At 54.9% G+C, this 21,756-nt stretch carries 16 protein-coding genes and 2 pseudogenes; 11 read left to right on the forward strand and 7 right to left on the reverse strand.

Annotated elements, in window-relative coordinates:
- Nucleotides 1-610: enterobactin transporter EntS (gene entS, locus AB7E14_RS05425; RefSeq protein ID WP_428169389.1), on the reverse strand; the 610-nt coding region annotated here is incomplete at its 3' end.
- A 111-nt stretch (nt 611-721) separates the two neighbouring features.
- On the opposite strand from entS, the gene fepD reads away from it, so the two are divergent.
- Genes fepD through fepC form a run of 3 tightly spaced genes read left to right on the forward strand, consistent with a single transcriptional unit; the run spans nt 722 to nt 3,506 of the window.
- A complete protein-coding gene (gene fepD / locus AB7E14_RS05430) occupies nt 722-1,726 on the forward strand; it encodes a Fe(3+)-siderophore ABC transporter permease (RefSeq protein WP_044326712.1) in 1,005 nt (334 codons plus the stop codon).
- A complete protein-coding gene (gene fepG / locus AB7E14_RS05435) occupies nt 1,723-2,715 on the forward strand; it encodes an iron-enterobactin ABC transporter permease (RefSeq protein ID WP_044326711.1) in 993 nt (330 codons plus the stop codon). Before fepD ends, fepG begins: the two co-directional genes overlap by 4 nt.
- Nucleotides 2,712-3,506, forward strand: a complete 795-nt coding sequence (gene fepC, locus AB7E14_RS05440; RefSeq protein WP_043001464.1) for an iron-enterobactin ABC transporter ATP-binding protein — start codon at nt 2,712-2,714, stop codon at nt 3,504-3,506. Before fepG ends, fepC begins: the two co-directional genes overlap by 4 nt.
- A 37-nt stretch (nt 3,507-3,543) precedes the next feature.
- On the opposite strand, the gene wzz(fepE) is transcribed toward fepC, so the two are convergent.
- The 4 genes and pseudogenes from wzz(fepE) to fes all read right to left on the reverse strand — a co-directional run.
- Entirely contained in the window at nt 3,544-4,677 is a 1,134-nt protein-coding gene (wzz(fepE), locus tag AB7E14_RS05445; RefSeq protein ID WP_058587771.1) for an LPS O-antigen length regulator Wzz(fepE), read from the reverse strand.
- A 211-nt stretch (nt 4,678-4,888) separates the two neighbouring features.
- Nucleotides 4,889-8,785, reverse strand: coding sequence for an enterobactin non-ribosomal peptide synthetase EntF (gene entF / locus AB7E14_RS05450; protein WP_316961918.1), 3,897 nt, complete (start codon nt 8,783-8,785; stop codon nt 4,889-4,891).
- The gene (locus AB7E14_RS05455) at nt 8,782-9,000 is read right to left on the reverse strand and encodes an MbtH family protein (RefSeq protein ID WP_043001467.1); all 219 of its coding nucleotides are present in this window, start codon (nt 8,998-9,000) and stop codon (nt 8,782-8,784) included. The genes entF and AB7E14_RS05455 overlap by 4 nt, the downstream gene beginning before the upstream one ends.
- A gap of 30 nt (nt 9,001-9,030) precedes the next feature.
- A pseudogene (gene fes, locus AB7E14_RS05460) lies at nt 9,031-10,242 on the reverse strand (enterochelin esterase); the annotation flags it as partial.
- Nucleotides 10,243-10,476: 234 nt separating this feature from the next.
- Between fes and AB7E14_RS05465 the strand changes: the two are divergent.
- Complete coding sequence (locus tag AB7E14_RS05465) at nt 10,477-12,750, forward strand: TonB-dependent siderophore receptor (RefSeq protein WP_043001468.1); 2,274 nt, start codon at nt 10,477-10,479, stop codon at nt 12,748-12,750.
- A 51-nt stretch (nt 12,751-12,801) separates the two neighbouring features.
- Nucleotides 12,802-13,425 carry an enterobactin synthase subunit EntD gene (gene entD / locus AB7E14_RS05470; protein WP_428169390.1) on the forward strand — a complete coding sequence of 208 codons (624 nt, stop codon included), beginning with the start codon at nt 12,802-12,804 and terminating at the stop codon, nt 13,423-13,425.
- 3 nt (nt 13,426-13,428) lie between these two features.
- Here the strand turns inward: entD and AB7E14_RS05475 are convergent, their stop codons facing one another.
- Together AB7E14_RS05475 and AB7E14_RS05480 are read right to left on the reverse strand one after the other, a co-directional pair.
- Nucleotides 13,429-14,364: a transketolase family protein gene (locus tag AB7E14_RS05475; RefSeq protein WP_044327847.1), complete on the reverse strand. Its 936-nt coding sequence runs from the start codon at nt 14,362-14,364 to the stop codon at nt 13,429-13,431.
- Nucleotides 14,357-15,187: a transketolase gene (locus AB7E14_RS05480; RefSeq protein ID WP_043001471.1), complete on the reverse strand. Its 831-nt coding sequence runs from the start codon at nt 15,185-15,187 to the stop codon at nt 14,357-14,359. Before AB7E14_RS05480 ends, AB7E14_RS05475 begins: the two co-directional genes overlap by 8 nt.
- Nucleotides 15,188-15,548: 361 nt before the next feature.
- Between AB7E14_RS05480 and AB7E14_RS05485 the strand changes: the two are divergent.
- The 6 genes and pseudogenes from AB7E14_RS05485 to AB7E14_RS05510 all read left to right on the forward strand — a co-directional run.
- Nucleotides 15,549-16,499: pseudogene (locus AB7E14_RS05485) on the forward strand (sugar-binding transcriptional regulator).
- Between the two features lie 350 nt (nt 16,500-16,849).
- Nucleotides 16,850-18,370: an FGGY family carbohydrate kinase gene (locus AB7E14_RS05490; protein WP_046401479.1), complete on the forward strand. Its 1,521-nt coding sequence runs from the start codon at nt 16,850-16,852 to the stop codon at nt 18,368-18,370.
- Nucleotides 18,371-18,509: 139 nt separating this feature from the next.
- Nucleotides 18,510-19,445 carry a D-ribose ABC transporter substrate-binding protein gene (locus AB7E14_RS05495; RefSeq protein WP_043001474.1) on the forward strand — a complete coding sequence of 312 codons (936 nt, stop codon included), beginning with the start codon at nt 18,510-18,512 and terminating at the stop codon, nt 19,443-19,445.
- A 43-nt stretch (nt 19,446-19,488) separates the two neighbouring features.
- A complete protein-coding gene (locus tag AB7E14_RS05500; protein ID WP_156595427.1) occupies nt 19,489-20,109 on the forward strand; it encodes a DUF2291 family protein in 621 nt (206 codons plus the stop codon).
- Between the two features lies 1 nt (nt 20,110).
- Nucleotides 20,111-21,655 (forward strand): sugar ABC transporter ATP-binding protein, encoded by a 1,545-nt coding sequence (locus AB7E14_RS05505; protein WP_043001476.1) that lies wholly within the window; start codon nt 20,111-20,113, stop codon nt 21,653-21,655.
- A 17-nt stretch (nt 21,656-21,672) separates the two neighbouring features.
- Nucleotides 21,673-21,756, forward strand: an 84-nt coding sequence (locus AB7E14_RS05510; protein ID WP_428169391.1) for a hypothetical protein, incomplete at its 3' end; no start/stop codon positions are given.

The raw sequence follows: 21,756 nt of genomic DNA on the forward strand, positions 1-21,756 counted from the left end.
GTGGCGGTGGCGGCAGTGCCGGAAGACTTAACAGCGGCAGTAAGGTGATAAAGGTACCAGCCGCCGCCAGACCGTAGTTCCAGGCCACACCGCCGGTGGCGAGCAACAGCCCACCCAGCATGGGCGAAATCACCGAGCCCAGACGCACGGTCAGCATGGTAATCGCCCCTGCCTGCATCAGGTTTTCACGCCCCACCAGCGCAGGCGTCGCCGCCAGCAATGCCGTCACGCCCAGCGAGGCAAAAAAGCCGTCCCACAGACCCAACAAATAAATGGCAATCAACGAAGGCTCCGGCAGCATGGCGTTCAGGCACAGACCGATGAAGCCAATACCGCAGGTACCGCGCGCCAGCAGGATCACTTTTTTACGTTCATAGCGATCGGCGAGGACGCCACCGACCATCAGCCCGACAAACATCGCGCTGCCAGTCAGCGTTACCGAAAGCCCCACCTGCCAGGTGGAATGCGTCATCATCTGGATCTGTACGGGTACCGCGACGCCGAGCAGTCCGAGCGAAACAATAGAGATAAAACGGGCCAGGAAGACCGCGCGAAATGCCGGGTGTGTCTTCAGCAAACTGAGGTTCAGCAGCCAGGATTGTCGATTCATTACAATGCCTTAATGCGATCTTTTTTTCATTATCCATTCAATGGCTGCACATGCTAACATAATCAAATAAGATCGATAACGATAATTACTATCATTATCAGGGAAGTTGATATGTCATGTTCTGTTTCCGTGACGCGTGCCCTTGCCGTGCCCGGATTGTTGTTATTACTGGTTATTGCCACGGCATTAAGTCTGACCATCGGTGCAAAATCCTTACCCGTCTCCGTGGTGATGGAAGCGCTCACCGGCACCTGTCAAAGTGCCGATTGCACTATCGTGCTGGACGCCCGCCTGCCGCGAACGCTCGCAGGATTGCTGGCCGGAGGCGCGCTGGGACTCGCCGGGGCGTTAATGCAAACGCTCACCCGCAATCCGCTGGCCGATCCTGGGCTGCTTGGCGTCAATGCCGGAGCCAGTTTTGCCATCGTGCTGGGGGCAGCGCTGTTCGGCTTTTCCACACCGCAGGAACAACTGGTGATGGCCTTTATCGGCGCGCTGGTGGCGTCACTGATTGTGGCGTTTACGGGCAGTCAGGGTGGCGGTCAGTTGAGCCCGGTACGTCTGACGCTCGCGGGCGTCGCGCTCGCCGCGGTTCTGGAAGGCCTCACCAGCGGTATTTCCCTGCTGAATCCTGACGTCTACGATCAGCTTCGTTACTGGCAGGCCGGTTCACTGGATATCCGCAATCTGCAAACCCTCAAGGTGGTTATTCTGCCGGTGCTGATAGCCGGTACCACTGCGCTGATGCTCAGTCGGGCGTTGAACAGCCTGAGTCTGGGAAGTGATACCGCCACCGCGCTTGGTAGCAAAGTCGCGCGTACGCAACTGATTGGTCTGTTAGCCATCACCGTCCTGTGCGGGAGTGCCACGGCGATTGTTGGGCCGATTGCGTTTATCGGCCTGATGATGCCGCATATGTCGCGCTGGCTGGTTGGTGCCGACCACCGTTGGTCGCTCCCGGTGACGCTTATCGCCACGCCTGTTCTGTTGCTTTTTGCCGATATCATTGGCCGCCTGATTGTTCCCGGCGAGCTGCGCGTGTCAGTTGTGAGCGCCTTTATTGGCGCTCCGGTGCTGATCTTTCTGGTTCGTCGTCGTCCGCGAGGTACCGCATGATGTACGTATCGCGTCGCCTGCTGATCGCGTGCCTGCTGCTAACGGTCGGCTGCCTGATCTTCGCGCTCTGGGGTCTGCGCAGTGGCGCAGTGACACTGGAAACCTCACAAATTATTGCTGCTTTTACCGGCGATGCGCCGCGCAGCCTGACGATGGTAGTGACCGAGTGGCGCTTGCCACGCGTGTTGATGGCGCTACTGATTGGCGCGGCACTCGGCGTCAGTGGAGCAATTTTTCAGTCTCTGATGCGTAACCCGCTCGGCAGCCCGGACGTGATGGGCTTTAACACCGGCGCCTGGAGCGGCGTACTGGTCGCGATGGTGCTGTTTGGCCAGCATCTGACGGCTATCGCGCTGGCGGCGATGGCTGGCGGGATCCTGACGTCACTGGTGGTCTGGCTGCTGGCCTGGCGTAACGGTATTGAAACCTTCCGTCTGATCATTATCGGCATCGGCATTCGTGCCATGCTGTTTGCGTTTAACACCTGGCTGTTGTTGAAGGCTTCGCTGGACACGGCACTGGCTGCCGGATTGTGGAATGCCGGATCGCTTAACGGTTTGACCTGGGCGAAAACCTGGCCCTCCGCGCCGATCATTATGCTCATGCTGGCAGGCGCCGCACTGCTGGTACGGCGCATGCGTCTGCTGGAAATGGGGGATGACAGCGCCTGCGCGTTGGGAGTCAGCGTAGAGCGCTCGCGGCTCGCCATGATGCTGGTCGCCGTGGTGTTAACCGCAGCCGCCACTGCGCTGGCCGGGCCGATTTCCTTTATTGCGCTGGTTGCCCCACATATCGCCCGTCGCCTGAGCGGCACCGCGCGTTGGGGATTAACCCAGGCCGCGCTCTGCGGCGCACTGTTACTGCTGGCAGCCGATTTGTGCGCACAGCAACTGTTTATGCCTTATCAGCTTCCGGTGGGTGTCGTCACCGTGAGTATCGGCGGTATTTACCTTATCGCCTTGTTAATTCAGGAGTCCCGCAAAAAATGACCGAATCAGTAGCCCGTTTGCGTGGCGACCAGTTAACGCTGGGTTATGGAAAGTTCACCGTTGCCGAAGACCTCAACGTCACTATTCCCGATGGTCATTTCACGGCCATAATCGGACCCAATGGCTGCGGGAAATCGACGCTGTTGCGGACTCTCAGTCGGCTGATGACCCCGGCAAACGGTCACGTCTGGCTGGACGGTGAGCCGATTCAGCGCTATCCCAGCAAAGAGGTCGCTCGCCGCATCGGTTTGCTGGCGCAAAATGCCACGACGCCGGGCGATATCACCGTGCAGGAACTGGTGGCGCGTGGGCGCTATCCGCATCAGCCGCTGTTTACCCGTTGGCGCAAAGAAGATGAAGATGCCGTGACGCAGGCCATGCGCGCCACTGGTATTACGCATCTGGCCGGGCAAAGTGTGGATACGCTATCCGGTGGTCAGCGTCAGCGCGCGTGGATAGCGATGGTTCTGGCGCAGGAAACGTCAATCATGCTGCTCGATGAACCAACCACCTGGCTGGATATCAGTCATCAGATTGATTTGCTGGAATTACTGAGCGAACTGAATCGCGAGAAAGGCTACACCCTCGCCGCCGTGCTGCATGACCTCAACCAGGCCTGTCGCTATGCCACTCATTTGATCGCGCTGCGTGAAGGAAAAATTGTCGCAGAGGGCGCGCCGAAGGAAATTGTCACCGCAGAATTAATTGAGAAAATCTATGGGCTGCGTTGCATGATTATCGACGACCCGGTTGCGGGCACACCGTTGGTGGTGCCACTGGGCCGCCGTTAACCGCTGGCCGGAAGGCGCAGAACCTTCCGGTCGGCAATCAGACCAGACGTTCGTTGATCGTGGCGTCATCCCGTTTACGCGACACCATTGCATGCTGGAGAAGTACGCCACCGCAGGCCACAATCCCTCCCAACAGTGCCGCCAGCACGACCACGATCATTCTACCCGGCCCCTGTTTTTTCACCGGTAATGAAGGCTTAAGCTGATATTTGAACGGCGAAAATTTCACGTCCTGAACATTGACGGACTCCAGCTGTTCAACATAATACTGCCGGTTTTTTAGCTCCGCATTCAGTTCAGCCACATCCGTGACTGATTTTTCAATCTCCAGCTTTCGCTGGATCCCATCAGCGCCCAGAGAAATAGAAAAATCAGGATCGTCTTTCACCGCCTGGCCATTACTGTAAACCGGCTTTTTAATTCCGGCGGCATTTGCTATCTCCAGAGAATAATTGAGTCGTTGAATATTGGTATCCAGCTGATTTTTAAGTTTGACGCGCTCCAGAGCCAGACGCTCTTTCTCAAAGCGGGTTTTAACCTCCAACTGATTGCGAATATTTTCCAGCGAGTCCTTCACGACTATCTCAGAAATAAACTGGATATAGCCCGCCAGTACCTGTTGCGCTTCTTCTTTGGCTGGAGCCGTAAAACTCAGCACCCATGACGTATACAGTGCTGTTTCATTTTTCTTTCCGACATTGCTGTCTACCGCGCTCATCTTTTCGCTCAGCGCGACAATGGCCCGATGCAGATCCAGCTCATCGATTTTCGCCCCTTTTAACTGCTCCATCACATACGGTGACGAGCGTAAATATTGCTCCAGCAGTGAAGTTGACTGAAATTTCTTGATGAAGAGATTGAAGGTACTGTTACGATCCACACTGACATCGACATCCAGAACCCGTAATCCCGTCAGCGTTCTTTGCAGATCCTGCCACTGAATTGACTCAGCTGGCGTCACCACCGCTTCGCTGGTCCAGCGTTGTGGCAAAAAGAAAGTGACAAATAACCCGACGCACGCAAACGCGAGCGTGCACACGATAATGCGTTTTTTAGCCTGCCATAAAATATCAATCAGATTTACTAAATCGATTTCATTATGCTGAGTGTGAGGCAACGGAAAATCAGTAAGTTCCGTATTTTTACCCTGCTGAATATTAAGTGACGGCATACTAAATGTCCCGCTACATGTTCCATGACTATATTCCCTATCAACAGCGTAACAAACACTCTGACCATTCCGAAATGTTAATTCTATAATGAGGCTAATTTCGGAATTTAACCTCTGGAGTTAATATTCCGAATGCAATAAACTAATATTATAAATAACCCCCGCGTCCATGAACCGTCGTCACGGGGGAAATAGTTAATCAAAACATTAATCAGCGATGTGCATATTTATTACAGCATGCGGCAATGATCGGACCAATATTTTCAAAGGCTGACGGAGAGATAATCTCCACATGCGCGCAGTCCTGGCGATACACATCCAGTGCCGCGATCCACGGCGCCCAACTACGCTCCGGACATACGCCTTCCGGCAGGGTGCGCTCAGCAACAAACAGCGTCGCGCGCCCATCAAAGGGAACGCTGTGCGCGCTGGTCAGTAAGCGAACCGCATCAGCGTAGTTCCCTTCAATAGTGCTAAACAATTCGTCAGAGGCGTTCCCCTGCTGCGCGGCCAGAAAGGCTTCCCGCTCGCGATCAATCTCCGCCAGCACTTCCGGATCGAGTCCATTGGCCTCTTTTTCTGACCAGTTTTGCGTTTCCGGCGGCCAGGTATCCAGCAGGCCGAGGAAGGCGACGGTTTCCCCCCGCATCCGCAGACGTGCGGCAATGCCGTGCGCCAGCGTGCCACCGAGAGAATAGCCCAACAGGTAATACGGGCCATGCGGTTGTTGTTCAAGGAGCGTCGCCAGATGGTGTTCGCAGACCGCGTCCAGATCGGCTGCCGTCTGCATCGGCCCTTGCGGACGCGGCGACTGAATACCGGTAATGGACCAGTGCGGACTGAGATAGCGCGACAGTACGCTAAACTGCCAGGCAAACCCTGATGCCGGATGGAAACAAAACAGCGTTGGGCCGTCGCTTTTGCGTAACGGCAGCAGCGTTTCAAACCCCAGACGTTGCGTCTGTACGTTATCGTCCGCCTCCAGCAATGCCGCCAGTTGCGCTACCGTCGAGGCCACCATGACCTGCCCCGGCGTCACCTGACGGGAGAAAGTGCGACTCAATTGCGCCGCCAGCTTCATGGCCAGTAGCGAATGGCCGCCCAGCGCAAAGAAATCGGCCTCAACGTCATTGACGTCACAACCCAGCAGCTCACTGAATGCCTTCGCCACCGTTGTTTCACTGCCTGGCTGCGGGGCTCTTCCTTTGGTTCGCGACGTTAATTCCGGCATCGGTAGCGCTTTACGATCCAGCTTACCGTTGGCGCTGAGCGGCAGTTGCGCCAGCTGCAACAGCACCACTGGCACCATATGCGGCGGGAGTTTTTCCCGTAGCTGTGCCCGGAGCGAGGGGATATCAAGCGGAAGCCCTGACTGCGAGACCAGATACCCCACCAACTGGCGGGCATCGCCCCCTGTTGCCGCCGCCTGATTAAAGACGCAGGCGTGAACCACCGCCTGTTCAACATCAGGCAATGCCTGCATCACACGATCTATCTCGCCCAGTTCGATACGCTGACCGCGGATCTTGAGCTGATCGTCACTGCGTCCCAGATACTCAACAGCACCATTATCCAGCCAGCGCGCAACGTCTCCGGTACGGTACATCCGCTCTCCCGGCGCAAATGGATCGGCGATAAAGCGACTTGCCGTGAGGTCCGGTCGGCCAAGATAGCCCTGCGCGAGCTGGATGCCGGTCAGATAGAGATCGCCCGCCACGCCAACAGGAACCGGATGCATCATCGCGTCGAGGATACGCAACCCGGTATTCCATACCGGGAAACCAATCGGTACGCTGCTACCAGTAACGTTTGCCAGTTCATCCCCCCAGGCCGGATACCAGCTCACATCAACTGCTGCCTCCGTTGGACCATACAAATTATGTAACGGCACATGCGTCAGCCGTGCCCATTCGCGGCATAAATCAGCAGGTAAGGCTTCTCCGCTGCAAAAGACATGCTGTAACGTTGCGCAGCTTTCACCGGCGCTCTCAGGCGTTAGCGACGCGACGAATGCCGCCAGCATCGACGGTACAAAATGGGTCGTCGTCACCCCGTAATGGGCAAAGAAGCGCTGCATGGCCAGCGGATCGCGATGCGCTTCCGGTTCCGCCATCACCAGCTTCGCCCCGGCGATAAACGGCCAGAAGAATTCCCACACCGAGACGTCAAAGCTGCACGGCGTTTTTTGCGCCACCACATCCTTCGCCGTCAGTCCATACTGGTTTTGCATCCACAGCAGACGGTTAACAATGGCGGTTTGCCCGACCATCACTCCTTTCGGTCTGCCCGTTGAACCAGAAGTAAAGATGATGTACGCCGTATGCTGCGGTTGCGATAACCCCAGCGGCGCGCTATCGCCTGCCGACAGCGGTTCGCTATAGCAGAGGCTTTCCAGCCCCGGAATATCGCTAAAGCGTGGTAACTGTTCCACTGTGGTGATCAACAGTTTCGGCTGCGCGTCTTCCAGCATCATTCGCAGACGATCGTCCGGATAACCGGTGTCTAATGGCAGCCATGCCGCACCAGCTTCAACAATTCCGTGCAGCGCCAGCGTCAGAAATACAGAGCGCGGTAAGGCCACCGCGACGCTGTCGCCCGGCTGCACGCCGTGTTCACGCAGCACACCGGCGAGCGCCACCACCTGCTCGCGCATTTCGCGGTAGCTGAAATCATAGCGGGCATCCGCCAGCGCGGGCGCGTCCGGCGTTCTGCTCGCCTGTTCCGCCACCAGCGCACTGAGCGTCGTGGACGGGATATCAACCGCCGTGGCGTTGATCTGCGCAATCTGCTGATATTCAGATGGAAGCAGCAGATCGGCATCACCACAGCACAGGGCTGGGTTAGCGGCAAATTGTTCGATCAGCGCCATCAGACGCAGCGCATGCTGTTTGAGCGTTGCTTCATCATAACGTTGTTGGTTCGCAAGAAGCTCAATGCTCAGCCCGCCGCCTTCATCCGGGAACAGTGCCAGTTCAAGATCGTTAACCGGTCCCGTCGCCAGCGTATGAGTTTGCGCCGTGACGCCCGGGATCTCCAGTTGATAATCGAAGACTTTGAGGTTAAGCACCGGGCCAAACAGCGGCTCTTCTCCGGCCGCCCGGCCGCTGTCACGGACGATTTGCTCCGCATCATAGCGCTGATGACGGCGCATTTTCTTAAGCTGGGCGGACAGTCGTTTCGCCAGTTCTGGCAGTTTTTCTGCGGCATCAATACGCACGCCCAGCGGTAACACGTTGAGCACGGGGCCGGTGGCGGTCAGCGCCGCCGATCCCATGCGACGCATAAAGATAAAGCCTGCCGCGTATTCCATCCGGCTGCACAGCCGTCCCAGCCAGAGCGCCACCAGCGCCAGCGCCAGATCGGTTCGCTGCACGTCTGGCAGTTGCGCCGCCAGGTGGCGAAACGCGCCTTCCGGAGCGTTAAACTTCATGCGGTAAATGTCAGACGTCGCCGCCCGTCCCGGCAACGGTGCGGCTGAAAGCGACGCTGGCGGCGGAAGCTGTTTACATTGCTCGGCCCAGAACGCACCGTCCCGTTGCCAGGCCTCACTCTGACGATACTGCTGATACTCTTCCACCACCCCGGCAAACGGCGTGAAGGGTGAGTCAGGTGTCGCGTCACCCCGAAGCCATGCGCTGTAAATCGCAGCTATCTGGCGGGTAATTGCCGGGAAACTGAAACCATCGACCAGTAAATGATGATAGCGCTGATACCAGTACCACTGGTCGTCACCAACCAGGATCAACTGATGATGCACCAGCGGCTTACCGCCATCGACGCGCAGATTTTGCTGCAGATCGGCCTGCATCAGCGCCAGCGCGGCGTCATGCGGGTTCGCCGCGGTGCGGAGATCGCAAATCTGCGGTTCAGCAAACGTAAAGGCATCATCAACCCATTGCCAGACGTCGCCGTTATCCTCAGTAAAACGCATCCGTAAGGTATCGGCCTGCTGTAGACCGGTGACGACTGCACGCGCCAGTCGTTGCGCATCCAGTTCACCGGTTAACGCCACATAATGTGCGACGCTCCAGGCGGAAGGTAATGTGGAGAGTTTTTCGGCCATCCAGATGCCGGGCTGTGCGGCGACAAGCGGTAAACGACGGCTCATTGCGCCTCCTGCGAAACGGCATAATAACCGGGAATTAACGTGGTCCAGTGACGCGCCAGCCACTGCTGGCAGGCTTCCTGTGACTGCGGTTCGCATACCACCTGCCAGCCAGCAGGTAATGCGCAATGCTGCGGCCAGAGGCTAAACTGCTGCTGCGAATTTTGCAGAATGTAGAACTGTCCCTGCGGATTATCGAAGGGATTACTGAATTCCATACTCAACTCCTGTCGTGGAAAATCGCTCGCTCAGAGCAGCGGCGTCCAGAGGTCGATCACCCCCTGCGTCAGTCCGCCACGCCAGCAAAGCGCATCATGTCCGCCGTCAACCTGACGCCAGAAAACCGACTGCTGTGTCGTCTGTAGTTGTGTGTAGAGCGCCTGATTCGCGCGCAAGATAACCGGCTCGCGGACTCCCGCCTCGAGAACAATCCGTAGTCCCTTCGCGGACAGCGTGCCGGCGCGGAGTTGCTCAATAATCAGCCCGTTCTGTTGACCGCCACGATGGGGCCACCAGTAAGAACCGGACTGGCTGAGCACGCAGCCAAAGCGTTCCGGCCAGTGCAACCCGGCAAACAGCGATGACAACCCGCCAAAACTTTGCCCTGCAACGATCGTGCGCTCAGGACGATCGCTGAAGGGTGCGGCGCGCCGGACCTGCGGTAATAACTCGTGTTGAACCGCCAGCCAGAAATCCGCGTTGCAGGGAAGTTCACGGCTGCGATGTGTGGTATCGATGGCATCAATAAGCAGATACACCGCTGGTGGAAGTTGCCCCCGCTGAGTGAGTGAAGTGAGCGCAGGCCAGACGGGTATGCTCTGCGCCCAGAATTGCCCGTCGAGGAGAACCGCCAGGGGACGTTCATCCGGCTGCGCATCACCGGTCGTAAAGACCCATACCCGACGCGTATTACCCAGACGCGCGCTATTCCATTGCAGCACCACCGGCGACGACACTGGCGTTTGTGGGGAGTCCCAGCCCGGTTGCGCAGGGGCGTGCGGCATCTCAAGCGCAGACACGGCGTGCCCTCGTCCCCCTTTCCAGCTCAACGGATTAAGTGGATCGGCAATCGCCTGTGGCAACAGTTGCCGCCAGCCTTCGCGCAACGCCGCGCGATCCAACACGCCATCAGTCTTCAACGAGGCAAATGACTCCTCCTGCGTTGAGGGAATAAAGCAGTAGCTGCCGCGCCAGTTAGCGCTTAACACGGTCTGCCACTGCCAGACATCCGTTCCGGCAATACGCTGCATCGTCTGAGGAAAGACATTCTGGTGATGATCGGTAACGCCCGTGATGTATACCCAGACTCGCTGAATGGCCGAGTGAAATTCACTCCCCTGCGGATCGCGCCACCAGAAGGTCACCCGGTAATTTCCGTCTGCTTCACGCGTCCATTGCGGACCGTTTTTTGACTGCCACCAGGCCTCGCTGCCTACCGTTAACGCCGTCACCGTCATAACCTCATGTTTATTGTGATTTTTTTCATTGTTTTATGAAATATATTGATAATATTATTGATAACTATTTGCATTTGCAATAGCGTATTGACGCGCCGTGGGAAGCGCGAACAGTTTTTAACCAACCGCGCTGCGGGCTTTTCTGGAACGGAGGGTTTTCGCAGAGGCGGGCGACATCGGGCCGGATACCGATCTCAGGTGTCTGGTACACGTGGCTAAAGAAAAGCAGGAAAGACAATGAACAAGAAGATTCATTCCCTGGCCTTATTGGTCAACTTAGGGATTTACGGGGTAGCGCTGCCCGCAATGGCAGAAGAAACCGCTGATAGCACCGCCGTCTCTCATGAAGATACTATTGTGGTTACCGCCGCCCAGCAGAACTTGCAGGCGCCTGGCGTGTCGACTATCACCGCAGATGAAATTCGCAAAAACCCTCCCGCTCGCGACGTCTCTGAAATCATTCGTACCATGCCAGGCGTTAACCTGACCGGTAACTCGACCAGCGGCCAGCGCGGCAATAACCGTCAGATTGATATTCGTGGGATGGGACCAGAAAACACCCTGATCCTGATTGACGGTAAACCGGTGACCAGCCGTAACTCCGTGCGCCTTGGCTGGCGCGGTGAACGCGATACCCGTGGCGATACGTCCTGGGTGCCGCCGGAGATGATCGAACGTATTGAAGTCCTGCGCGGGCCTGCGGCTGCACGTTACGGTAATGGTGCCGCTGGCGGCGTAGTAAATATCATCACCAAAAAAGGCAGCAACGAGTGGCACGGCTCCTGGAATACCTATTTCAACGCACCGGAACACAAAGAGGAAGGCGCAACCAAACGCACTAACTTTACCCTCAACGGTCCGCTGGGCGGGGATTTCAGCTTCCGCCTGTTCGGTAACCTGGATAAAACGCAGGCCGATGCGCGCAACATCAACCAGGGCCATCAGTCTGAACGTACCGGTACTTATGCCGACACGCTGCCAGCCGGTCGTGAAGGCGTTATCAACAAGGACGTTAACGGTGTGGTGCGTTGGGACTTTGCGCCGATGCAGTCTATTGAACTGGAAGCCGGCTATAGCCGTCAGGGTAACCTGTATGCCGGGGACACGCAGAACACCAATACCAACCAGTTGGTGAAAGATAACTACGGCAAAGAGACTAACCGTCTCTACCGTCAGAACTACTCGCTGACCTGGAACGGCGGTTGGGATAACGGTGTCACCACCACCAACTGGGTGCAATACGAACATACGCGTAACTCCCGTACGCCGGAAGGTCTGGCGGGCGGTACGGAAGGGATCTTCGACCCGAAAGCGTCACAGAAATATGTTGATGCCGACCTGAACGACGTCACGTTGCACAGTGAAATCAGCATGCCGTTCGATTTGCTGGTTAACCAAAACCTGACGCTGGGCACTGAATGGACCCAGCAGCGCATGAAGGATATGCTCTCCAACTCGCAGACCTTTATGGGCGGGGATATTCCAGGCTCCAGCAGCACCGACCGCAGCCCTTATTCAAAAGCGGAAATTTTCTCGCTGTTCGCTGAGAACAACATGGAGCTGACTGACAGCACCATGCTGACGCCGGGCCTGCGTTTCGATCACCACAGCATCGTGGGCGACAACTGGAGCCCATCGCTGAACCTGTCACAGGGTCTGGGCGATGACTTCACCCTGAAGATGGGCATTGCGCGGGCGTATAAAGCGCCAAGCCTGTATCAGACCAACCCGAACTACATTTTGTACAGTAAAGGCCAGGGCTGCTATGCCACGGGTGCCGCGACCGGTATCGGCTGTTACATGATGGGTAACGACGATCTGAAAGCAGAAACCAGCATCAACAAAGAGATTGGCCTTGAGTTCAAACATGATGGCTGGCTGGCAGGGGTGACCTGGTTCCGCAACGATTATCGCAACAAGATCGAAGCCGGTACGGTACCGATGAGCCGTACGTCTATCACCAACAAAGGCAAAACCACCTACACCGATATCTATCAGTGGGAGAACGTACCTAAAGCGGTCGTGGAAGGGCTGGAAGGGACGCTGAACGTACCGGTTAGCAACACCGTTAACTGGACCAACAACATCACTTACATGCTGCAGAGTAAAAACAAAGAGACCGGAGAACGCCTGTCGATTATTCCGGAGTACACGCTGAACTCAACACTGAGCTGGCAGGTACATCAGGATGTTTCTCTGCAATCCACCTTTACCTGGTACGGCAAACAGGAGCCGAAGAAATACGATTATCAGGGCAAACCGGTGACCGGTTCAGATAAACAGTCTGTCAGCCCCTACAGCATTGTGGGTCTGAGCGCGACCTGGGACGTGACCAAAAATGTCAGCCTGACCGGCGGCGTGGATAACGTCTTCGACAAACGTTTGTGGCGTGAAGGTAATGCGCAAACGACCGGTAGCACGACCGATGTCTCTTATATGCGTGGCGCAGGTGCGTACACTTATAACGAACCGGGTCGTACGTGGTACATGAGCGTTAACACCCACTTCTGATGCCCACTCCCCTCCTCCGTGCGGAGGAGGGGTTTCGGTTTTAATGACACGATGCAGACAACGCACTCCTCTCTCATTCTGGCTCACCACACCTTGCATGGTGTGACGTTTGAACCAGACACCTTCCCCGAACACGATCTGCTGTGGCTGCCTCATCATGCGCAACTGGCACGTGCCGGACGTAAACGTAAAGCCGAACACCTGGCCGGTCGTATTGCCGCCGTTCAGGCGCTACGTGAATGGGGTCATAAAAACGTGCCGGGAATGGGTGAACAACGACAACCGCTATGGCCGGAAGGTCTGTCTGGCAGCATCAGCCACTGCGCCACCACCGCGCTGGCGGTAGTTTCCTACCAGCCAGTGGGAGTTGATATAGAAGCGATATTCACAGCGCAAACAGCGACTGAACTGGCAGGCAGTATCGTCACAGAAGCAGAAAAAGTTCGGCTGGCAGGGAGCGGATTACCCTTTGAACAGGCGCTCACGCTGGCATTTTCCGCCAAAGAGAGCGCCTTTAAGGCAACCCCAAAACGCTCGCAGGCAGGCTGCGGATTCATGCATTATCACATTCTCGACGTTCAGCATGACCAGATGAGGTTACAGGCCATCGACCAGATCTGGCATGTGCAGTGGCTCGTAAAAAATAACCATGTCATTACCGTGGCAACGGGTTAACCCTCACAGCATTTCCCGGGCCTGGGCCGCAATCGACTGGGCATCGAAACCGTGGTGCTGGCGCATCCAGTTGCGATCTGCTGCCGCAGCGTATTCACCATCCGGAATCCCTAAGCGCTTCAGAACCGCCCCCGTGCCGCCTTCCGCCAGGACTTCCGCCACCAGGCTTCCCAGTCCACCGTTGATATTATGTTCTTCAACGGTAATCACCGCTTTACAGTCTTTTACTGCCGCTAACAAGGCTTTGGTATCACACGGACGAATGGACGGTACACTCACCACCGTCGCCTGAATACCGGAGTCGGCTAACAGCGCGGCCGCATCAACAATTTCGTGGACCGTAGAGCCCGTCGCCACCAGCGCCAACGCGTCGCCTTCACGTAACGTCACCACGGCACCCGGCACAAACTGATAGCTCTCGTCATGCAGTTCCGGGAGCGCCTTTCCGTCCATACGAATATACACCGGCCCCTGATGGCCAATGGCATAGTCGATAATCTGCCGACATTCTCGTGGTGAAGAGGGGGCGAAAATCTGAATATTGCCAAATCCGCGCATAATAGCGATGTCGTCGATCGCGTGGTGCGTACTCGCCAGCGGACCATAGCTGGCCCCCGCGTTCAGACCAAACAACTTCACGTTGGTATTGTTGTAGCAAACGTCAACTTTGATTTGCTCATTAGCGCGAGAAATCAGGAAAGGCGCCGCGTTACAGGTGACCGCAACCTTGCCGCCGAGCGCAAGCCCTGCCGCTGTCCCGACCATACTTTGTTCGGCAATCCCCACGTTGACCAGTCTGTCCGGGAACTGCTTAATGAAGGGGCCAATTTTCGCGGTGGAGGTTGAGTCAGCCACAACCGGCACCAGATCAACACCCTTTTCCACCGCATCGATAAACGCCTGAACCATGACGTTCGCGAGATGTTCTGCATTACTCATCTTTCAACTCCTCCAGCGCCAGTTCAATCTCTTCGCCTTTCGGCACCCGGTGGTGCCACTCAGGACGCCCCTGGATAAACGAAATACCCGCGCCTTTTATGGTATTGGCAATCACCACATTAGGTTTCCCTTCCTGTTTCAGTCCTTCTAGCGTACTGACGACCGACGCCATATCATTTCCCTGGCATTCGGTAACCTGCATGCCGAAGGCACGCCATTTATCCGCGAGCGGATCGGTATTCATGATTTCACGCGTGGGTCCGGCCAACTGGAGATTATTCTTGTCATTAATGATCACCAGGTTATCGAGTCCATAATGCGCAGCCGCGAGCGCAGCCTCCCAGTTGCTGCCTTCCGCCAGTTCACCATCGCCGGTAATTAAAAAGATACGGCGTGCACTGTTGCTTTTCTTCGCGGCCAGCGCCAGTCCCACCGCAACAGGCAAACCGTGGCCCAGCGCGCCGGTGTTCAGTTCAATACCCGGCGTTTTCTGCCGTACCGGGTGACCCGGAAGATGAGAGTTGGCGTGCTGGTAGGTGCTCAGCCAGTCAACAGGGAAAAAACCGGCCTCAGCCAGAACACAGTAGTAGCAACCTACCGCGTGACCTTTGGACTGGATGTAGATGTCCCGTTCCGCATCGTCGATACGATCCGGCGCGACATTCAAAATTCGGAAATAGAGCGCGGTGAGCAATTCAACCTGGGACAGGTCCGCACCGGTATGCCCTCCTGCAGGGCTGTAGGCGTTTAATTTAACGATGTGACGGCGCACCGCTCGCGCTGTGCGCTCAAGAGTCTGGATATCATAGTGCCAGGGATTCATTTAACACCTCTGAATTTATTTTCAATATGGAATATTTATTCCATCAGGGACTAAAAAAACCAGAAATCCCTTTGCTTCGCATCACACGGCTTACGCCACGGCATCTTACTCAGGAACATTCTGCCTCCTCACCGCGACCACATTGACGTCGGGAACAATCAGTTGACCTGAAATCACCATGAATATATATTCATAAATGATTCTTTATTCAATTATGCAACCACATTTTCGTATTTGTCCATCCCTGTTTTTGAGGATTGGCTAAAGTTAGAGCTTTATCACACTTACCTGCCTTTTGTTTTCGCGTATGATAAAAGTCTCTAAGATAATGGCTGTACGTAAATGATTTTCGGGGAAATATATGGCTAAGCAGGACGAACAACGGCTATTGGTTAAAATCGCCTCCCTTTACTATCTTGAAGGACGCTAACAGTCCGATAGTGCTCAACTTCTCTCGCTTTCTCTGTCGGTGATCTCCCGAGCCATCTCCCGCTGTCAGAAAGAAGGGGTGGTAAAAATCAGCGTCGTACAGCCCTCAAATATCTTTCTGAACCTTGAGAAAGGGATCGAAGATCGTTACGGACTCAAACAGGCAATCGTGGTGGATACCGAAGACGATGCTACGGACCACAGCATCAAACGCGCCATTGGTTCCGCCGCCGCCCACTATCTTGAAACCCGCCTGCGGCCCAAAGATCTGGTGGGCGTTTCCTCATGGAGTTCAACCATCCGGGCGATGGTTGACGAAGTGCATACCCAGAATCTGAAAGCGGGTGGCGTGATCCAACTCCTCGGCGGCGTCGGGCCAAACGGCAATGTGCAGGCGACTATTTTAACCCAGACGCTGGCGCAACATCTTAACTGCGAGGCCTGGCTGCTCCCTTCACAAAGCATTGAGGGATCGGTTGAGGAGAAAAATCGGCTGATTGCCAGCAAGGATGTCGCCGAGGTGATCTCGCGTTTCGATAATGTCGATATCGCCATTGTGGGGGTGGGGATTCTGGAACCATCCCAGTTGCTTAAGACGTCGGGTAACTACTACCACGAAGATATGCTCCAGGTATTGGCCGATCGCGGTGCCGTGGGAGATATCTGCCTGCACTACTACGACAAAAACGGTGAGCCGGTATTACAGGATGATGAAGATCCGGTCATTGGCATGGCGCTCGAGAAAGTCAAAAAATGCCCCAACGTCGTGGCGCTGGCGGGGGGAACGGACAAAGTTGCCGCCATCAAAGGGGCGCTTAACGGCGGTTATATCGACGTGTTGATCACGGATTATCCTACCGCGCGCATGCTAGTCACAGCCTGAACGCTCTTCCTCTTCGGTCTTTGCGTAAAACGAACTCAACGCAAAGACCGTGTAAAAACCCCTATATTTCAATAAACTGAAAGGATTCACCTCTGCGTTAATTTCGTACAAACCTGATATTCTTCCCGTTGTGTAAGTGTGATTCCCAGCACAATTGATGATTTTTTCTATAGCCCAACTGAAAGATTCTGGCTAAGGTATTAAATAAATAGTCAGCATCGAATATATATTCAAGACATTAAAAATACACGATGTCACAAACAAGCCTGATTAAGTAAAGACGCGCCAGCAAGGGAGTCCCTCTTCCCTTCAACGCCGGGACGCAATGTGACTCAGGAGATAATCAATCTATGTGTGCAGCAACGAAAGAGTTCATCATTGCGCTGGATGAAGGGACTACCAACGCGAAAGCCATAGCACTGGACGCACAGGGTCAGGTGGTCGCCAAATTTTCTCAACCGCTGGCCATTCAGACGCCGCGTGAAGGTTGGGTTGAGCAATCCGGCGAGGTATTGATTGATGCCTCACTCGATGTGATTGCGAAAGCGATCAACCATGTTGGCGCCGATAACGTCGCGGCTCTGGCAATCAGTAATCAGCGTGAAACCGCCATTGGCTGGTATCGCCAGACGGGAAAACCACTGAATTCCGCCATCACCTGGCAGTGCACGCGCAGTGCGGCGTACTGTGAAGAACTACGCCACGCCAACAAAGAACACCTGATCAAAACAACGACTGGCCTGCCGATTGCACCGCTTTTTTCCGCCTCTAAAATGCGCTGGCTGCTGGAGTCGGTAGCCGATGGCCCGCGGCTCGCGGCCCAGGGGAAAATCTGTCTGGGAACCATCGACAGTTGGCTGCTGTGGAATTTAACCGGCGGCGAGGCTTTCTGCTGCGACTACTCTAACGCGGCCCGCACCCAGTTGCTCAATCTGCACACCGGGCAGTGGGATGACACCATGCTGGAACTGTTCCACATCCCCCGCGCCGCCTTACCGGAAATTAAACCCTCCAGTGGATTATTTGGCTATACCCGCGGCCTGAACGGTATTGCGGATGGTATCCCGGTGATGTCGATGGTTGGTGACTCGCACGCCGCGCTGTTTGGTCACGCCCTCGGCGAGATGGGGTGTGTCAAAGCCACTTACGGCACCGGGTCCTCCGTGATGGCACCGGTGACCTCAGCCCAGTGCGATAGTGGCGCGCTGGCGACCACCATTGCCTGGCACGATGGTGAGAAGATTATTTACGGCCTGGAAGGCAACATTCCACACACGGGCGATGCGGTGGCGTGGATGGCTGATAGTACCGGGCTGAGCGAACTGTCTGACGCCGAACTGGCTCATGAACTGAATACGCTTCCCGCTTCCGTTGAGTCCACCCTGGGCGTGTACTTTGTCCCGGCATTAACCGGGCTCGGTGCCCCCTGGTGGGATGACAGCGCGCGCGGCGTGATCTGCGGGCTGAGTCGCGGCGTTAAGCGTGCCCATCTGATCCGCGCCGCCCTGGAGTCGATTACCTATCAAATCGCCGATGTCGTGGTCGCCATGCAACAGCATGAGGACTTTAGCGTGTCGGCACTGATGGTCGACGGCGGCCCGACAAAGAATGACTGGTTAATGCAATACCAGGCAGACCTGCTGGGCTGTCCGGTGATGCGCAGCGATGTGCCTGAGTTGTCGGCTATTGGCGCCGCGTTACTGGCACGCAAAGCGCTCCATCCCGGCTCGCTCACTGATTTAAAAGCCTTTTTAACCGTACACAGCGCATTTCAGCCCGACATGGCTCGCCATCATCGCCTGCAAAAAAGATGGCAGGAGTGGCGCAATGCGGTGAACAGAACACGATGGAAACCGGCCCCGTCCGCCTGACGCCTCACCAGGGAAGATGCGTGACACCCCTATTCATTAACAGAAGGAGAACCCCGGACCATTAGCCCTGTTTTACAAGAATTCATGCTTTACGTTGTTTCACCGTACCCGACAATAACAACACAGAGAGAACATTGTCATGAAATTACGTTTAACGCTGTTAACCGCTGCAACCCTGACTGCTTTGTCTTTTTCTGCCCATGCGGCAGAAAAAGGGACAATTATGATTATGGTGAATTCACTGGATAATCCGTATTACGCGTCAGAAGCCAAAGGCGCCAGTGAAAAAGCCCAGGAGTTAGGCTACAAAACCACCATTTTGTCGCACAGCGAAGATGTCAAAAAACAGAATGAATTGATTGATACCGCTATCGGCAAAAAAGTTCAGGGCATCATTCTGGATAATGCGGATTCAACGGCCAGCGTCGCCGCCATTGAAAAAGCGAAGAAAGCCGGTATTCCCGTCATATTAATCAACCGCGAAATTCCCGTAGATGATGTGGCGCTGGTGCAAATTACCCATAATAACTTCCAGGCAGGTTCTGAAGTTGCCAACGTTTTTGTTGAGAAAATGGGGGAAAAAGGGAAATACGCCGAGCTGACTTGTAACCTCGCCGATAATAACTGCGTTACCCGTTCTAAATCTTTCCACCAGGTGATTGACCAGTTCCCGGACATGGTCAGCGTCGCCAGACAAGATGCTAAAGGGACGCTTATCGACGGTAAGCGAATTATGGACAGTATTCTGCAAGCCCACCCGGATGTGAAAGGCGTCATCTGCGGTAACGGTCCTGTTGCGCTGGGTGCTATCGCCGCGTTGAAAGCCGCAAACCGCAATGACGTTGTGGTCGTCGGTATCGATGGTAGCAACGATGAACGCGATGCGGTGAAAGCCGGTACCTTACAGGCGACTGTCATGCTGCAGGCACAGGCGATCGCCGCACAGGGCGTGACCGATCTGGATAACTACCTGCAAAAAGGCGTGAAACCAGAGAAACAACGCGTCATGTTCCGCGGCATTCTCATCACCAAAGATAACGCAGATAAAGTACAGGATTTCAATATCAAGTCCTGATCTCGGGTAGTTGCGCCTCTGCGGAGGCGCAGAGGAGAACATTATGTCTAAAAAAGCCTGGCTGGCGCTGGTGGTATTGACCGTGGGCGGATGCCGCATTGTCTCGCAGCAGGAGCTTGCGGATCTGAAATCTCCACCAAATCCCCATATGGCCAATATAGACCAGACGTGGCAAAACAAAATTGTGCCGCAAATTGTTGGGCAGGCTCGTCCGGTGGCAGATTTAATGGCTGCTTTACAGGCCGAGAAAGACTTCGATAGTGCCTGTAAAAAACTGGGCTATCGTTCTCAGGAAGAGAACCCCTGCATCTTTTACGTAAAGGTTGAAGGCAATATTGGCACGATCGATACCGCTTCCCGGAGTGGAAAAATGACCATCGCGGACAAAAGCGGCAGCAATATTATTGTTCAGATTGGTCCAACATTACGCGGTACGCAATTACGTGATGCTTATAAGGGCGCGACTTACGGCGATTTTAACGACCAGGTGTTATTTGGCGAGTATGGTCGCGCCATTAACGACCAGGCGATAAAAATGATTCAGACGGCCCAACTTAAAACCGGCGAATCGGCGCAAGTGTACGGTGTATTTTCCGCCTGGGATCTTCCTCAGACGGTCCCTGATATTACGCCCGCAAAAATTGAACCTGCAGGAGGACAATAACATGCAACAGCAAGATATCGTCACTCCCCAACCCGTCGAATCGGAAGTCATTATCGAAACCCGCAGCCTGTCTCGTGTCTATCCTGGCGTGGTGGCATTAGATAACGTCAATTATCGGGTATATCGGAATAAAGTGAATGTTCTGATCGGAGAAAATGGTGCGGGTAAATCCACCATGATGAAAATGCTTGCTGGTGTCGAAACTCCATCCTCCGGTGAAATTTTTCTGGATGGTACACCTGTTTCTATGAATTCGACGCATCAGGCTGAAAAATTGGGTATCAGTATTATTTTTCAGGAGTTGAATTTATTCCCGAATATGAATGTCATGGATAATATTTTCATGGCTAACGAGTTTTTTCAGAAAGGGAAAATTAACGAAAAATACCAGTACGCGTTGGCACAAAGCCTTCTAAAGCGACTGGAACTGGATGTTGATCCATACACACCCTTAGAAGAACTGGGGATCGGCCACCAGCAACTGGTCGAGATTGCCCGCGCGCTCTCAAAAGATACGCGCGTCTTAATCATGGATGAACCCACCTCTGCGCTGAGTCAGTCTGAAGTCAAAATCCTGTTCAACGTGATTGAGCAACTCAAACGACGCGGCGTCACCATTATCTATATTTCCCATCGGCTGGAAGAGCTCATGGAAATTGGCGACTACATCACTATTTTCCGCGACGGTCGCTTTATCAGCGAGCGTCCGGTCAGTGATGCCAGCATTCCGTGGATCATCGAACAGATGGTGGGCGATAAGAAAAAACACTTCGATTATCAACCGGCTCCACAAGGCAATACGGTTCTCGACGTGCGGGGGCTGACCGCGCTTCACTCCAGCGGCGGCTATAAGCTCAATGACGTGTCGTTTAGCCTGAATAAAGGCGAGGTGATTGGGATCTACGGTCTGCTGGGTGCCGGACGCACCGAGTTGTTCAAAGGACTGGTGGGTCTGATGCCCTGCCAGAGCGGTAGCATTCAACTCAACGGTGAGTGTATCGATAAAGCCCACTTTCAGTCTCGACTTAAGAAAGGGCTTGCGCTGGTGCCGGAAGATAGACAGGGCGAAGGCGTCGTTCAGATGATGTCGATTCAATCCAACATGACGCTCTCTGACCTCAGTCTGCAGGGTTTTCGTCGGGCCTGGAAATGGCTGAATCCGCATAAAGAGCAGACCAGCGTGAAGGAGATGATTCAGCAACTTGCCATCAAAGTCAGCGATCCTGCATTGCCCATCACCTCACTCAGCGGTGGAAACCAGCAAAAAGTGGTGTTGGGTAAAGCATTGATGACACAGCCGCAGGTGGTGTTCCTCGATGAACCGACCCGCGGCATCGACGTAGGGGCGAAAACCGACGTGTATCACCTTATCGGCAAAATGGCGCAACAGGGGCTGGCAGTGATGTTTTCTTCATCAGAGCTGGACGAAGTGATGGCGCTGGCGGACCGTATTCTGGTGATGGCTGATGGCCGGATCACCGCTGATGTCCCCCGTCATGCAGTCACCCGCGAGAAGTTGATCGCGGCTTCTACACCGCAAGATTAATCAGGCTGGAATCCATCATGAACCAGAAATATATGATTTACATGTACCTGCTGAAGGCCAGAACGTTTATCGCGCTGCTGCTGGTCATCGCATTCTTCAGC

Source organism: Citrobacter sp., assembly GCF_050252275.1.
In the GTDB taxonomy this organism is placed as follows: Bacteria; Pseudomonadota; Gammaproteobacteria; order Enterobacterales; family Enterobacteriaceae; genus Citrobacter_A; species Citrobacter_A amalonaticus.